Annotated in this window: 14 protein-coding genes and 1 pseudogene; 8 read left to right on the top strand and 7 right to left on the bottom strand. The window is 62.5% G+C overall.

What is annotated here, in order from left to right; genetic code table 11:
* Positions 1-118: 118 nt before the first annotated feature.
* Positions 119-1114, top strand: a complete 996-nt coding sequence (locus OKW26_RS05125) for an aldo/keto reductase (protein WP_429354175.1) — start codon at positions 119-121, stop codon at positions 1112-1114.
* 93 nt (positions 1115-1207) lie between these two features.
* Positions 1208-1600, top strand: a complete 393-nt coding sequence (locus tag OKW26_RS05120; RefSeq protein ID WP_184005010.1) for a hypothetical protein — start codon at positions 1208-1210, stop codon at positions 1598-1600.
* A gap of 10 nt (positions 1601-1610) precedes the next feature.
* Here OKW26_RS05120 and OKW26_RS05115 read toward each other — a convergent pair whose 3' ends face one another.
* On the bottom strand, positions 1611-3251 hold the full coding sequence (locus OKW26_RS05115; protein ID WP_429352881.1) for an MFS transporter: 1641 nt from the start codon (positions 3249-3251) through the stop codon (positions 1611-1613).
* Positions 3252-3453: 202 nt separating this feature from the next.
* Between OKW26_RS05115 and OKW26_RS05110 the strand changes: the two genes are divergently transcribed.
* The gene (locus OKW26_RS05110) at positions 3454-4695 is read left to right on the top strand and encodes a cystathionine gamma-synthase family protein (RefSeq protein ID WP_429352880.1); all 1242 of its coding nucleotides are present in this window, start codon (positions 3454-3456) and stop codon (positions 4693-4695) included.
* A 104-nt stretch (positions 4696-4799) separates the two neighbouring features.
* Here the strand turns inward: OKW26_RS05110 and OKW26_RS05105 are convergent, their stop codons facing one another.
* Positions 4800-5168 carry an NUDIX hydrolase gene (locus OKW26_RS05105; RefSeq protein WP_090807757.1) on the bottom strand — a complete coding sequence of 123 codons (369 nt, stop codon included), beginning with the start codon at positions 5166-5168 and terminating at the stop codon, positions 4800-4802.
* Positions 5169-5410: 242 nt separating this feature from the next.
* Here OKW26_RS05105 and OKW26_RS05100 point away from each other — a divergent pair, with 242 nt between their 5' ends.
* Entirely contained in the window at positions 5411-6322 is a 912-nt protein-coding gene (locus OKW26_RS05100) for a CHAD domain-containing protein (protein ID WP_429352879.1), read from the top strand.
* A gap of 564 nt (positions 6323-6886) precedes the next feature.
* Positions 6887-10711, top strand: a complete 3825-nt coding sequence (locus OKW26_RS05095) for an autotransporter outer membrane beta-barrel domain-containing protein (RefSeq protein ID WP_429352878.1) — start codon at positions 6887-6889, stop codon at positions 10709-10711.
* Between the two features lie 284 nt (positions 10712-10995).
* Here OKW26_RS05095 and OKW26_RS05090 read toward each other — a convergent pair whose 3' ends face one another.
* Complete coding sequence (locus tag OKW26_RS05090) at positions 10996-11247, bottom strand: DUF1488 domain-containing protein (RefSeq protein WP_018425166.1); 252 nt, start codon at positions 11245-11247, stop codon at positions 10996-10998.
* A gap of 69 nt (positions 11248-11316) precedes the next feature.
* Positions 11317-11634 (bottom strand): hypothetical protein, encoded by a 318-nt coding sequence (locus tag OKW26_RS05085; RefSeq protein WP_090807765.1) that lies wholly within the window; start codon positions 11632-11634, stop codon positions 11317-11319.
* On the opposite strand from OKW26_RS05085, the gene OKW26_RS05080 reads away from it, so the two are divergent.
* Entirely contained in the window at positions 11626-11871 is a 246-nt protein-coding gene (locus tag OKW26_RS05080; protein ID WP_429354250.1) for a hypothetical protein, read from the top strand. The two genes, OKW26_RS05085 and OKW26_RS05080, sit on opposite strands and share 9 nt — an antisense overlap.
* 137 nt (positions 11872-12008) lie before the next feature.
* Here OKW26_RS05080 and OKW26_RS05075 read toward each other — a convergent pair whose 3' ends face one another.
* The gene (locus OKW26_RS05075; RefSeq protein WP_429352877.1) at positions 12009-12614 is read right to left on the bottom strand and encodes a TetR/AcrR family transcriptional regulator; all 606 of its coding nucleotides are present in this window, start codon (positions 12612-12614) and stop codon (positions 12009-12011) included.
* Between the two features lie 130 nt (positions 12615-12744).
* On the opposite strand from OKW26_RS05075, the gene OKW26_RS05070 reads away from it, so the two are divergent.
* Together OKW26_RS05070 and OKW26_RS05065 are read left to right on the top strand one after the other, a co-directional pair.
* Positions 12745-13668, top strand: coding sequence for an NAD-dependent epimerase/dehydratase family protein (locus OKW26_RS05070; RefSeq protein ID WP_429352876.1), 924 nt, complete (start codon positions 12745-12747; stop codon positions 13666-13668).
* Positions 13665-14015, top strand: coding sequence for a DoxX family protein (locus tag OKW26_RS05065; protein WP_260331815.1), 351 nt, complete (start codon positions 13665-13667; stop codon positions 14013-14015). The genes OKW26_RS05070 and OKW26_RS05065 overlap by 4 nt, the downstream gene beginning before the upstream one ends.
* 257 nt (positions 14016-14272) lie before the next feature.
* On the opposite strand, the pseudogene OKW26_RS05060 reads toward OKW26_RS05065, so the two are convergent.
* Positions 14273-14407 (bottom strand): annotated as a pseudogene (locus tag OKW26_RS05060) (alkene reductase); the annotation flags it as partial.
* Positions 14408-14437: 30 nt separating this feature from the next.
* Positions 14438-15142, bottom strand: a complete 705-nt coding sequence (locus OKW26_RS05055) for an SDR family oxidoreductase (protein WP_429352875.1) — start codon at positions 15140-15142, stop codon at positions 14438-14440.
* Positions 15143-15320 lie beyond the last annotated feature (178 nt).

Genomic DNA, 15320 nt, shown 5'->3' with positions numbered 1-15320 from the left:
CCTACTTCAACGGCCCTGTCCGCTTGCTACACTATGTACAAAGGCCGCCGGCGCTCCCGCAAGGGTCATGAACCACCTGCGACGCAACTTCGCAAAAAAACAGAGGATGAGCATCGAAATGACGCTTTCGACGAGAAAATTTGGTCGTACCGGCTGGAATGTGTCGGAAATCGGTTTTGGGGCATGGGCGATCGGCGGCTCGTGGGGCAGTGTTGCGGAAGATGACGCCAAGGCAGCGCTGAATGCCGCGCTCGATAACGGTGTCACGTTCATCGACACGGCCGATGTCTACGGCGACGGTCGCTCCGAACGGATCATCCGCGACGTGCTGCGGCAACGAGGCGGCGAACGTCCGATTGTCGCCACCAAGCTCGGGCGCCGACTCGACCCGCATGTGACCAGCGGCTATCTGAACAAGCGCGAGCTCGAAGCTTTCATCGACCGGAGTCGCTCGAATCTCGGCGTCGACACGCTCGACCTGGTCCAGCTGCATTGCCCGCCGACGGAGGTTTACTACCGTCCCGAGGTGTTCGACGCAATGGACGACTTCGTCGCCGCCGGCAAGATCCGCTACTACGGCGTGTCGGTCGAAAAGGTGGAAGAAGCGCTGAAGGCGATCGAATATCCGAACGTGGTTTCGGTGCAGATCATCTACAACATGTTCCGTCAGCGTCCATCCGATCTGTTCTTCAGGCAAGCGCAAAAGAAAGACGTTGCAGTCATCGCGCGAGTGCCTCTGGCCAGCGGCATGCTCACGGGCAAGATGTCCGCGGATTCGACTTTTGCATCAGACGACCATCGTGCATTCAATCGGCATGGCGAGGCGTTCGACGTCGGCGAAACGTTCTCCGGCGTACCCTACGACGTCGCGTTGCAAGCGGTCGACGAACTGCGCGGCCTGGTACCCGTGAACGCCTCCATGGCGCAACTGGCTCTGCGCTGGATCCTGATGGAGGATGCCGTCTCCGTCATCATCCCGGGCAGTAAAAACGCGGCCCAGGCGGCGTCGAACGTCTCGGCCGCGAGCCTCGCGCCGCTGTCCGACGTGGTAATGCAACGGGTCCGGGATGTGTATCAGCGCCATATCGCGCCGCACGTCCACCAGCGCTGGTAAAGGCAACGCGGTGGCGGCTTCGCGGTGGGCGCATTCGACATGCAGGGAGCACCCGGAATAAATTGTGTTTGTACCTCGACTCTGGAGAACCTCATGACAGACATCGCACTTGCACGCAAAGATGCTTGCCTCGCAGTGGTTCATGCGGTACTGACGGACTTGAGCGACGACAGCAATCTGATCGGCGCGGCTCTACGTGTTGCGGACTACCTCGTAGACGATCTCGAAGGCAAGATCACCGAGACCGACGCCATACTGCTTGCTGTCACCGCGCTAACCAAGGTCAATCGCGCGATTCGCGAGTGGAACGACGTGGACGGCAACGCGATGGACGCGATGAGAGTCGCGGATTTCGTCATCGATGAACAAATGAACGGGTACGACAGCGCGCCACATCAACCGACTTCGTCGGCGGCAAGAATCGAGGCGCGAGCGGCCGCGGTGATCCGGCCGACGGGGTCCCCGGTGCGGCCTGTTCACCACTGAGTTTCGTATCTCACTCCGGGCGCGCCACCGCCGGCCGTTTCAGCGGCTGGATGGTGGCCATCGCAAGCCCCGCTCCGGCGAACGCACACGCGGCGCAGACGAGCGCGACGGCCCGCAGCGCGTCGGTCATCGCATCGGCTTGCGCGCGCGCCACGGATGTCTCGCGCGGCGTATGCGAGTCGCCCGCCGCCCCTCCCGCTTGCTCGACCGGCGCCAGCAATTGTCCGATCTGGCCCGTATCTTGCGGCACATGCAGTTCGTCGAGGCGCGCCGATAGCGCCGCGTGGTGCGACCACACGAATACGATGCCGAGCACCGCAATCGCCAGCAGGCCCGCCACGCGCGCAACGGCGTTATTGATGCCGGACGCCACGCCTGTGCGGTCGCTCGGCACCGCGCCCATCACGGTCGTGGTAAGCGGCGCGACGGTGATCGTCATGCCGAGCCCGAGCACGACGAGCGCAGGGAAGAATTCAGCCCAATAGCTGCCGCGCACGAACGGCAGCCCCAGCAACGTGAACCCGACGCCGGCGACGCCCGGGCCAACGGTCAGCAGCGTGCGCGAACCGAAGCGGCTAGTCAGACCGCCAGTGAAGCGCGAGAGCAAACCGATGATGAAAGGCACCGGCAACAGCGCCGCCCCCGCTTCGGTCGCGGTGTAGCCATGCGCGCGGATCAACGTGAACGGCAGGAAAAAGAACGTGCCGCCAAGGCCGAAGTAAAGCAGCAGTGTGACGAGGTTGGCGCCGGCGAAGTCGCGCGAGCGAAACAGGTCGAGCGGCATCATCGGGTTGGGGCTGCGCGCCTCAATGGTCACGAATGCGGCGAGCATCAGCACGCCGGCGCCAATCGCACAGAATACGAGCGGATGCGCGAAGCCACGCGCCGATGCTTCGGTCAGGCCGAAGGTCAGCGCGGCGAGGCCCGTGGCTGCGCTCAGTGCGCCGGGCCAGTCGAGCTGTCCAGGTGCATCGGCCCCGTGGCTGTTGGGCACCGCCGATATGGCGAGCGCGATCGTCAGCGCCGCGAGCGGGACGTTCAGGAAGAAGATCGCGCGCCACGACCACGCGTCGACGAGCCAGCCGCCCGCCACCGGCCCCACGGCCGAGGTGATCGCGCCGACGCCCGCCCAGGTCCCGATTGCCCGTCCGCGCGCTGCGTCGTCGAACACTGCGCCGATGATCGCGAGACTGCTGGGTACCAGCAGTGACGCGCCGATGCCTTGAACCGCGCGCGCGGCGACCAGCGCAAACGTATTCGGTGCAAACCCGCAAGCGGCCGACGCCAGCGTGAAAAGCGCGACGCCCGCGATGAACACCGTACGCCGGCCGAGCTTGTCGCCCATCGATCCGCCGACCAGCACGAGGGAGCCGAGAAACAGCAGATACGCGTTGACGACCCACTGCATCGCCGCGACGCTCGCGCCGAGTTCGCTCTGAATGGCCGGCAGCGCGACGTTGACGACGGAGCCATCGATGAACGCCATGCTCGAACCACCGATCGTCGCGGCCAGCGCGAGGCGCTTGCGCTGGCACGGGCGGCCGGTCGTGATTGGCTGCGTGCGGATGACGAGCTCGTCGCACGGGCTCGCCTGCGCGGCGATGATGTGCGCCGTCCTCGGCTTGCTACCAGGATGATCAGGGTCGGCCACGTTCGCTCCCGTGCTGGTCGATGAAGACTTAGAGCCTGTTCGTGCCAGCGAGGCTAGTCAACCCCGCAGCGCGACATCGCGGAGCGGGTTTTGCCCATTCGGGGTGTCGCGCGCCGCCGGACGGGACGCCAAGGACTTCGCCGGCGAGCGGTTACAGGTGATAATCGGTTGGAAGCAATCGATCTAAAAAAGCGGAGAAGGAATGGACAAGCAAGGTTTCACCACTGGCATCGTTCACGGCGACAGAATTGCGGGCACCGAGCACGGTGCCTTGCGTCAGCCAGTTCATACGTCCGTGCAATATGGTTTCGAGCGCGTCGAGGACCTGATCGGCGTGTTCCAGGGCACGAAGAAAGGCGGCTTCAATTACGCACGGCAGGGCACGCCCACCACCGCCGCGCTCGAGCGCAAGATCACCAGCCTCGAAGAAGGCGTCGGCACGGTCTGCTTCAGCACAGGCATGGCCGGCATCACCGCGACGTTCCTGACGCTGCTGCGCGCGGGCGATCATCTCGTGTCGAGCCGTTACGTGTTCGGCAACACCAACAGTCTGTTCGGCACGTTGCGGGGGCTCGGCGTCGAAGTCACGACCGTCGACGCGTGCAACGTCGACGACGTGAAGAACGCAATCCGGCCGAATACGCGCATGGTGTTCGTCGAAACCATCGCGAATCCGGGCACGCAGATTCCCGACCTGCAAGGTATCGGTGACGTGTGCCGTGAGCGCGGCATCGTGTACTTCGTCGATAACACGATTACCTCGCCCGCATTGTTCAAGCCAAAGGCGGTCGGCGCGAGCCTCGTCATCAACTCGCTGACGAAGACTATCGCGGGTCATGGCGCGGCCCTCGGCGGCGCGGTGACGGATACCGGTCTGTTCGACTGGAGCGCGTATCCGAACATCGCCGACGACTATCGGCGTTCGGCGGCAAAGGATCAGGGGCTGCTGCAGATCCGCAAGAAAGGCCTGCGAGACATGGGCGCGGCATTGTCGTCCGAGCAGGCGCACTCGATCGCGATGGGCGCGGAAACGCTCGCCTTGCGCGTGAAGCAAAGCAGCGACAATGCGCTCGCGCTCGCGCAGTTTCTCGAAGGGCACGAAGCGATCGGCAACGTGTTCTATCCTGGCCTGAAGAGCCATCCGCAATACGAGATCGCACAGACGCTGTTCAAGGGCGCGTCGTGGCTGTTGTCGTTCGAATTACTCAACGTGGATCGCATGGTCGAAGTCGTCAACGCGCTCAAGCTGCCGGTCAAGGCGACCGGTCTCGGCGACACGCGCACGCTGATCATTCCCGTCGCGCCGACGATCTTTTTCGAAGCCGGGCCGGAAACGCGCAAGGCGATGGGTATTTCAGACGGCATGCTGCGGCTGTCCGCGGGCATCGAGGATATCGACGACCTGATTGCGGATTTCGCACAGGCGCTCAAGTTCGCGGCGTAGTTTTTCGGGCCTTCGAAATTCTGAGCGAGGCTGGTGCGCCGGCCTCGCTTGTTTAGTTCCTGGCAATGCAATCCGGGCGCCGGGGTATCAGTTGAAGGTCTGGGCTACTTCCTGCGCCGCTGATACATGAGCTTCACGATATCGGTCGTCGGCCCGCTGGTCATGAGGCGACGGATCTCGTCCATGTGAACCCAGCGACACCTGGATATTTCGTTACTCGGGCGAGCTTTGGCCCGATTCGGGATTTCGCAGGAAAACACGTGATGGTGCTTCTGCTTGCCACGGAAGTCGAAGAGATGCTTGGCCGACTTGCCGGATAGTTGAGTTTCTTCCTTGAGTTCCCGAAGTGCGGCGTCCGTGCGATGTTCTCCACGCTTGAGGATCCCGCCCGGTAAAGCCCACTTTGCTTGACTACGTGCGACCAGAAGGATTCGCTTACCTCTGCGACAGATCACGGTGGCGCGTTTCTTCAAACCGAACTCCCACTTATGCCCCAGATGCTCTCAAGACGCGCACCACACGGCGGCGTATCGGGCGTTGCCAGACATAGTTGAGCATCCTAATACAGAGCAGCAGAAGCCGGTAATGTTTCGAAGCGAGGACAGCGGACGCGCGGCAGCTTAAAATATGTCATCACCGCGTCACAATCTCGGCGCTCGAGAGTCGCTATGGTAAGGTCTCGGCAAATGAATTTTCTATCCGACTCGAGGCTGCAATGGATATGGATGGTGACTGGTCCTTGCCACGGCCAAACACTCTCTTCAAAGTCAACCGCCGGACGGCCGGTTCATCACTTTCAAAAACGAGTTCCATCGCCAGTACCTTCTCGTCGCTGGCGGCGCCAGTGGTGGCCGAAGCCGTGCAAAGGGCAAGAGAGCTATCCACGCAGAGCGATGCAGAAGGGTTTCATCAGCTTCGCGTCGCTTTCAGAAAGCTTCGGGCTTTGTACTGGGCGTACTCTCCATACCTCGGAGAGGAATCGACCGCGCAAGCCACCGAAGAATTCAAGCGTCTTGCGGCCGTGGCAGGCGGAACCCGTGACTGGGACATAGCAGGCGATCTGCTGAGAGCCGCCAAGGAGTCCGGCGCCTCGATCGAACTGCTGGTGGCCGCGGCGCGCGAGAAGCGCGCGCAGGCGGTGGTGCATAGCCGGACGATGATCAAAAGCGACGATGTCGAGGCGTTTCTGAACGATGTCCTGCTTCGCGCGCAAACCACACTGCTGTCGCGTTGCGACAATCTACCCATTCAGGCGTTCGCCGAGAAGCGTGTCCGTCTAGCACAGCGTGCACTTCAAAAGCGAAGCAGACGCGCTGCACGCAGCGAGGACACCCACGAGGAGGATCTTCACGACGTTCGAAAGGCAGGCAAAAAACTGAGGTACCTGCTGGAGTTTTTTCAACCCGTTATCAAAGGCGGACACGGTCGCACCATCAAGGAATTGACATCCGTGCAGAACAAGCTGGGGCAGTTCAACGACATTGCCGCAAGCGAGGCGCTGATTCGCAGCGCGTCATTCAATGAGGTTCCGCCCGAGGTCGTGCGCGAATCGCTGCAATGGTTGGGAAAGCAGAAGTCCCAACGGATGCGGGAGGCATCGCGGCGGGTCCGAGGCATCTCTAACTGAGGCGGGCGCGATCTGACTGAGTGGATGCCGAAGTATCACCGGGTTGTCGCGCGGTTGGTAAACGGCTGCGCTCGGCCACGAGGAGCCGCTCACCGGAAGCATCGCCGGGACAGTCAAACGTCAGTGACAATCTGGAAAGCGGAGATCCAATCGGGACACGACGATATGCTCAGGCGCTTTTCTCGGGTGGCGAGCCGTTGGTAACTCGCATGACAGGACCGCAATCGAAGCCTTCCAGGTTAATTCTTGACAAATCAATCTGCCTACCTACCCTTAGCAGAACTTGGCAACAACTCAATCGCGTGCGCACAACCAGTAAGGCAACGACTGTTCGGGGAGATGCTTTCCAAAGTCAACGTCGATGGGTCGGTCTCCCGAAGTCAAGCTCGCGTGACTTGGCAAACTTCCACCGGCAGGTAACGGAGGGTCGTCGTGGCGGCAAGAACGATTCATCGCGCATCGTTAAGCACGTTGGCCGGCGGCGCGCGTGGTCGATTGACGATTCCGCTGACGACGCGGCACCAGCGACTCAACCCTTTCTGCATCCTCCATGCCATATGGCTCATGGGCCTGGCACCCGTGCCGGCATTGGCGCAGCAGACGGTGACTGAACGGCCCAATCTCTCCGGGAGCGAAACGATCGACACCCCCGCCAACAACGTCCTGTTTGTTGGCACCGATAACACGAGCACCAGTTTCTCCGGCACGATCAACAATGCTGGCGTTGCGAGCGATCCAACGTCGCAACAAGGCCAGTTTGTCAAAACGGGCGGCGGAACACTGACGATCAACGGCGCAAGGATCCGGGGGGGCTCCGCATTCGTGATTGGCGGTGGACTGGCGGCGACGAGCAGCGACGCCGCCATCGACTATCTTTCGCTGGGCCTGGGCAATGCCCCAACTCTTCCCGGATCGACGTCGTCTGGCACGTTGAACGTGAGCGGCGGCACGCTCACATTCAACTCCGCGCTCCAGGTCGGCGACTTCGGCGGCACGGGCACGGTTACGCAGACTGCGGGCAACGTCGTCTTCGGTATGCCGGGCACGCCGGTGTCGCTGAACATCGGCAACCAGGGCGGTACGGGCACCTACAACCTGGCGGGCGGAACGGTCACATTCGGCAACAGCACCACCGACTTCATGACGCTCGGCCGCAATACGCAAGGCAACCCGAGCAGCGGCACGCTCAATCTGAGCGGCGGCACCTTCGACGTGGCTGATGGGACGCTGTTCATCGGCTCGAACGTCACGTCCACGGGTAGCCAGGGCACCGGTACGATCAACCAGACCGGCGGTACCCTTGCAATCGGCAGCGCGTCGAGACTGTTCCTCGCGGCGGCCGGCAACGGCACGTATAACCTGTCGGGCGGCACACTGCAGATTGGCGGAAGTTCGCTGTTCGGCGACTTCAACAATCTGGGTGGCACCTATGCATTCAATCTCGGTGGAGGAACGATACAGGTGGTGGGTTCGGCGCTGAGCGCAGGCGTCAACGCAACGCTGGTCGGAGGCACGACGTCGACCATCGACACCAACGGCATGGGCGCGACATGGTCCGGCGTGCTCTCCGGAAGCGGGGCACTGGCCAAGGCCGGCAACGGCGTGCTCACACTGACCAATGCGAATACCTATACCGGCACGACGACCATCTCTGCTGGCACGCTGGCGCTGACGGGAAGCGGCAGCATCAATTTGACCAGCGGGATGTTAAACAACGGCACCTTCGATATTTCGGGCGTCACAACCACTCCGATTCCGGGGGTCGCGACGGGCGTCGTGCCGCTGCCGAACCTGTCGGGCAGCGGCACCGTGATCGACGGCACGAACATACTGGTGGTTGGCACCGATAACACGAGCACCAGCTTCTCCGGCACGATCATCAATGCCGGCACGGCGAGCGACGCGCTGCAAGGCATCTTCGTCAAGACTGGCGCAGGGACGTTCACGATCAACGGTGCGCGGATTCAGGGCGGCTCGGCTTTTGTGGTGGGCGGTGGACTAGCGGTCTCCAGCGGCAGCACCGCGATCGACTATCTTTCGCTGGGCCTCGGCAATACCCTCGCGACGCAGGTCCCCGGATCGACGTCGTCTGGCACGTTGAACGTGAGCGGCGGCACGCTCACGTTCAACTCCGCGCTCCAGGTCGGCGACTTCGGCGGCACGGGCACGGTTACGCAGACCGCGGGCAACGTCGTCTTCGGTATGCCGGGCACGCCGGTGTCGCTGAACATCGGCAACCAGGGCGGTACGGGCACCTACAATCTGGCGGGCGGAACGGTCGCATTCGGCAACAGCACCACCGACTTCATGACGCTCGGCCGCAATACGCAAGGCAACCCGAGCAGCGGCACGCTCAACCTGAGCGGCGGCACCTTCAACGTGGCTAACGGGACGCTGTTCATCGGCTCGAACGTCACGTCCACGGGTAGCCAGGGCACCGGTACGATCAACCAGACCGGCGGTACCCTTGCAATCGGCAGCGCGTCGAGACTGTTCCTCGCGGCGGCCGGCAACGGCACGTATAACCTGTCGGGCGGCACATTGCAGATTGGCGGAAGTTCGCTGTTCGGCGACTTCAACAATCTGGGTGGCACCTATGCATTCAATCTCGGTGGAGGAACGATACAGGTGGTGGGTTCGGCGCTGAGCGCAGGCGTCAACGCAACGCTGGTCGGAGGCACGACGTCGACCATCGACACCAACGGCATGGGCGCGACATGGTCCGGCGTGCTCTCCGGAAGCGGGGCACTGGCCAAGGCCGGCAACGGCGTGCTCACGTTATCCGGCCAGAACACCTTTACTGGTCCGACGAACGTTCGCAATGGCGTGCTCAATCTGACCGGCTCGTTGCAGTCGCCGGTCAATGTGGAGGCGAACGGAACCCTGGGCGGTACAGGAACGGACTTGAACACCGTCACCAATGCCGGAACGGTTGAGCCGGGCTTCGGGCTCCCGGCAGGGCAATTCGGTGCGATGACTGTCAAAAATTTCGTGGGTGCCGGCGGCACGCTCGCGCTGCGCACGTTCCTCGGTCTGGATGGCTCGCCGTCGGACAGACTCATCATCAACGGCGGCAGCGCCGATCCTTCAGCCGTACGTATCACGAACGCAGGCGGCTCCGGTGGATTGACGACGGGGAACGGCATTCTCGTCGTCGAGACAACCAACGGTGGCACCACGGCGTCGGACGCCTTTTCGCTCGTCGGCGAGGCGCGCGGTGGCGCCGAAGACTATCGTTTGTTTCGCGGCGGCGTCAACAGCAGCAATCCCGAGGACTGGTTTCTGCGCTCGTCGTTCGTCGTGCCGCCCCCACCGGGGGGAGGCGAAGAGGAACCGGAAACTGGACCTGGCACCGAGCCCCCACCGGATCCGCTGCCGCCAGGCGTCTACCCGATCATCGGGCCGGAACTGGCCACCTATGGCGTAGTTCAACCGGTCGCCCGGCAGATGGGTGTCGAGATGCTCGGGACGCTCCATGAGCGCATCGGCGACACGCTCACGACGGAGAGCGGCGGCGCGGGCGGCTCGGGCTGGGCAAGCTCCGCCTGGGGACGCGTGTTCGGCGGCCAGATCGACAACCGCTACGAGTCTTACGCCGATCCGCGCGTGAGCGGCGGAGTCGGAGGCGTGCAGACCGGTCTCGACCTATGGCGTGGAAGCGTCTGGCCCGGTCATCGCGACGCTGCAGGCGTCTACTTTGCATACGGCTACGGCAGTGCAGATGTCGATGGCCTGGTCACCAACGCAGCGGCAACCGGATACACGCTGGAGCACACCGGCTCAATGCATCTGAATGCATATACAGGCGGAGGCTACTGGACTCACTACGGCCCCAGTGGCTGGTATGTCGATGCGGTTGTGCAGGGTACGCACTACGACGGCTCCGCGACCACTCAGTTTGCGAATCTGCCGGTCCGGGGTACGGGCTTCGCGACATCACTCGAGGGGGGCTATCCGATCCCCCTGCCGCTCGGCCCGGGTTTCGAGCTGGAGCCTCAGGCGCAGATCATCTGGCAGCACGTGTCGTTTTCCGACGCGAACGATGGTCTGGGTGAAGTCTCCCTCGGCTCCACTTCGGGTGCGAGTGGCCGCCTCGGCGTGCGCGGGAAGTGGACCATCGAAGGCAGCCAGGGAGCGGTGTGGCAGCCGTATGTGCGTGCCAACCTGTGGCGGGATTTCAATGCCGAGGCCACCACGACCTTCGCCAATGACCGGGTGCCGCTGAATGTGCAGGCCACGCGACTGGAATTCGCCGGCGGTGTCACCGCCAGGCTCAAGGAGCGGCTGAACCTTTACGGACAGTTCGGCTACCAGTTCGCCGTGAGTGGAGACAGCAATGTCCGCCGTAGCGGCGTCGCGGGCGATCTCGGCGTGCGCTACCAATGGTAGGGCCTCTAAAGTGCAAGGTGTCCTGCATCCCGACCTTCCAGGTCGTGGATGCACAAATGTAGGCAGGCAAAGGAGACTTATAACTGCCTTGCCAGTCCTGATATCAAGAGTCGACTTCGGTCGAGAAGCCGTCAGCGATCGCCCCGGCGACTGGCCAGAGTGCATCAAAAACAGCCTCAGGATGCGGAAGCCGTCGACCGGCAGCAACGGATCGAGCCCGTATGAAAACGCGTTGATCGCCTGAACTGGATCAACTCATTCAGCATGGGTGACCGGATGAAGCTTTAGTGCAGCGTGTAGAGAGTCTGCGGCCCCTCGGCATAGAGGGTCATGGCGACCTTCAGGATCTCATTGCGATTCCGGTCGAAGGAGGCCAGCACCTCGGCTTCGTCAGTACCGAGGGCGGAGTCGAAATGCTTCAGTACGCGGTCTTCCACAAAGAAGGTAATCTCGCGTGCTTTGTCGTATCCCCAGAACCACACGCCATGCCTGATCCCATCATAGCTGCGGCTGGGGTTGGAAAAACTGAGTGCCATGTGTCGTCCTTCGTTCTACGCCTTGGATGGACCGGGTTGCACGCTCACTACCCGCGCGGAGCGCTCCCGCTAGTGCGGATCGCCTTTCATGCTTTCGGCTTCCATCGCGGCATGCAATTCCTCATACGCCTCGATTGGTTCCATGTCCTGATCGACGAACGCGGCTGCGCGCTCAGCGGCGCTCGACGCGTCGCCCGGAATATCGCTCTCGCTGTCGTCTTCGGTACTTGGCGGCAGCAGCATGTCCTCAAGCATCCCGCGCAGCTCGGGAGTATTCCATGGCTTGCCCAGCTTGGCCTTCCTGTTCAGGTAATGACGAATTTCCGAGTCTTGCTCGGCCGTGAGCGGAAGCCCACGAAAAGTGGGGTCCGAGTGGTGATGGATCATGATGCACCTCCCGAAGCGGTTTGCGCCTTCAATGTGGAGATATCAATTTACTGCGGTGAACGTTACAGGTTGCATGTGATCGCTGTGCCGCGTGTCCGCGGCCAACCGATTTACGTCTTCTTCTTGGCGACACCTTCGTTCGCAACCCGCGAACGAACCGTGCTGAACGGCTTTGCCGGCACTGACGGCTTCGCGGGTTGCTTGGGCTTTTTCGCTTCGCGAGTGCTGCGTAATTGACTCTTGGCCATGGTGTTGCTCCTGATGCGTTGCGTGAGAAGGTGGTACCCCCAGCATACGCGCTTAGTCTGGTTGCGGCGTCAAAATGAACTGATGTGGAGGGTCGCTACGCGGAAAACCGACAGGGTTGGCCCATTTTAGCGAAGTGCAGCCGCCACGGCCTCGTCAATCTGCAGCGCAAAGCGCGCTTCAACATCGGGCACCGTGTAGCCAATTGACAGTTCCAGATACGCGTCGCCTAGCACCAACTGAACGAATGTCGCTGCCCGCAATACAGCAGTCGATTCGTCAAATCGCTTTCGCAGAATTTTTGCCGCGAAGGCACGTACGACCTTTGCGCCATTTTCGTAAAACACCTGGCCGAGTTCCGGAAGACGCTCGGCCTCAGCGACGATGGCCCGGTAAAGCCGCAGGTAATCCGGCACGATAAGGCTTCGTGCCAGCAACCACCCCAACTCGTGCAACTCGACTTCGGGTGATCCATCGGATTGCTCGTCCTGAGCCCCGGCAAGAAGTCCACCCACCTGAGCGCACATCGAACTCACCAGACCAATGAAGAGCGCCTCCTTCGACTTGAAGTGGCGGTAGACCGTCTGTTTGCCGACGCCAGCGGCCGCGGCGACATCGTCCATTGTTGCCAGGCCGAAACCTTGGCTTAAAAAAACGGTTCTCGCGCCTTCGAGGATGGCGGATCGCTTACGGCGTTGCAGCGGGCTCAGGTCGGGGAGAGAGGGTGTGTTCATCCCAGATAAATAACAGATCGCCGAGTAGTTGACAAGACTGGTCAGTCTCGTTTAGATTTGTCAAAACGAGACCGGTAAGTCTCGTTCGTGTGACTTATCAACTTCGCAGGCAATCATCGAGGAGAACGCTATGGAACTGTTCATGACAGGTGGTACTGGCTACATCGGGCAAGCGGTCGCGCGCAAGGCAATCAGCCGCGGCCATCAGGTGACGGCGCTGGTGCGCCAGGACAGGTCGGCTGCTGCCAGCGCGCTGACAGATCTCGGCGTGAAACTGCATTCCGGCGACCTGCGTGAGCCACAGTCTTTCGCTGCGACTGCCGGTGCCGCCGAGGGCGTGGTGCACATGGCGTCGACCAATGATGCTTCCGCCGGTGCCGTTGATGAGGCTGCGGCTGTAGCGATGCTTTCGCATTTGCAGCCGGGCGCGGCGTTTGTCTATACGTCGGGCACCTGGGTCTACGGCAATACGGAGGGGGAGCCCGCGACTGAAGCTTCGGCGCTGAACCCGACACCACTCATCGCCTGGCGGCCCGCAGTGGAGCGACATGTGCGGGCGCTAGCGGCGAGCCGCTCGATTGCCGCGGTGATTCTCAGGCCGGCGATGGTGCACGGCTACGGCGGTGGCGTCTTCGGCATGCTTGCCGGGATGGTCCGTCAGACCGGCAGTGTGAGGGTCGTCGGCGATGGTCGCGACCACTGGCCTGCCGTTCACGTCGATGATCTCGCCACGGCTTACCTGAGCGCTGTGGAGCAGGCGGCAAGCGGGGACGGTCGGGTCACGGGACAGATCTTCAACGTGGTCGCGGAAGATGCCGTTGCCGTTGCCGAAATGGGTGAAGCGATTCGGGCCTCGGTCGGCGCCGATCGCGTCGAACTCTGGTCGCTCGACGATGCTCGCAAATCGCTTGGACTGTTCGCCGACGCACTGGCGCTCGACCAGACAGTAAGCGGCCAGCATGCCCGTCGAGTTCTTGCGTGGGAGCCCCATGGCCCCGGCCTGATTGCGGACCTCTCTGCACAAAAACACTTTCAGCAAATCAACGGAGCATGACGATGGTGTGGAACAGTGCGTCTTTAGAATCGATCCTCGCGACGATCGTAGCGGTTCTGTTCGCGGTTGCTGGGATGGTCAATCTCGCAAGACCCGGCGCGGTGAAGCGCGACTTCGCACGCTGGGGTTATCCGGCATGGTTTCAGTGGCTCTGTGGCGCTCTCGAGTTGTTGAGTGCGGCACTTCTTGCTGGACGACAAACCAGAGTCTTAGGCCTAACCCTGGCCGGTGCGATCATGATCGGTGCGCTCTTCACGTTGCTACGAAATCGGGAACCGTTCCGGCATCTCGCCCCGGCGCTGATCTTCTCGGCTCTCATTGTGGTTACTGCGGCGGTCCGCGGTTGAGGGTTCCTTGCCACCAGGCGAGTGAGCCCGGGACGCTAACAGGCCGTGCGGGCAATCCGTGCTGCGGGTACTTGAAATACGCACACGGATAGCTGCATTGGAGCAACTCCAGTTTGATCGCGTGCGTCATGCGTCCGCTTTTTGTAGCGATGGCTGGGCGCTCCGGGTCGCCTGCCGCAGATCGCCGCTTTACGTGCCACGGGAAACGGTCCCTCATGCATGGGGCAGCGCGCGGCCACTACCGGCCAGTCGTGGCGCATATCGGCGGCGTGGAAGATGGGATCGGAGACTCGCCCGACGTGCCAGAGCTGGGAGACGATCGGACCGCCGGCTGCATGAACCGCAGAGGTCACCTCCTTCCAGCCCGCGACCTGCTTTTCCGTCCAGATGCCCGCGCGCGACGAGCGGGCGCTCCGGCGCCTTCAGTGCGGCGCCGGAGCGTCGAGATAGACGCCTGCCGACAACCCGGCCTTCACCTGCCGCGTGAACTCGTCGGTGGACACTTCCTCCGCCCCTGCCTCGATCGCGTCGTATGCCTGACGCACGACGTCGGCCGGCGTCGCCTTCGGCACTTCCAGCCCGCGCGTCAGATCCGTATCGATAAAACCGGCATGCAGCCCGATCACCTGCGTGTGCTGCTCGCGCAGCGAGTGACGCAGGCCGTTGGTCACCGCCCACGCGGCCGACTTCGACACGCCATAAGCCGCGAGGATCGGCCGGTTTATCCAGCTCGCAACAGACAGTACGTTCAGGATCGCGCCGCCGCCGTTGCCGGCAAGGTTGCCCGCGAACGCCTGCGACATCGACAGCATCCCGAACACGTTGGTGTCGAAGTGATCGCGTAACGCGTCGAGCGCGCCGTCGTCCGTCAGACTGCCGAGCCGCGCGATGCCCGCGTTGTTGATCAGAAGCGTGACGTCGCCCGCCGCGTCGGCGGCAGCGGCCACGGCCGCCGGATCGGTCACGTCAAGCTTCACGGGCACGACGCCCGGCAGCGTTACGCTGGCCGGATCGCGCGCGCCCGCATAGACCTTGCGCGCTCCTCTTTCGAGCGCCTGCTTCGCGAACTCAAGGCCAAGCCCGCGGTTCGCACCCGTCACGAAAACAACAGCACCTTCGATCTTCATATCTCATCCTTTCGCATGATGAATCGCATGGGCGCCGGTTCGCAGCGCGCGTGAAATTCGGAGAAAACAAACCTGCCCTTGCGTACCGAACCGTTGCCCCGCCGAACGGCGCCAACGTCCCGCCGCCCGCCGACATCAAAGAACCGCGATGGACCTGGACTGCCATCCGTGCCACGCC

Source organism: Paraburkholderia sp. 32 (assembly GCF_050435345.1).
Taxonomy (GTDB): Bacteria; Pseudomonadota; Gammaproteobacteria; order Burkholderiales; family Burkholderiaceae; genus Paraburkholderia; species Paraburkholderia tuberum.
This window is presented reverse-complemented; position numbering and strand designations above follow the sequence as displayed.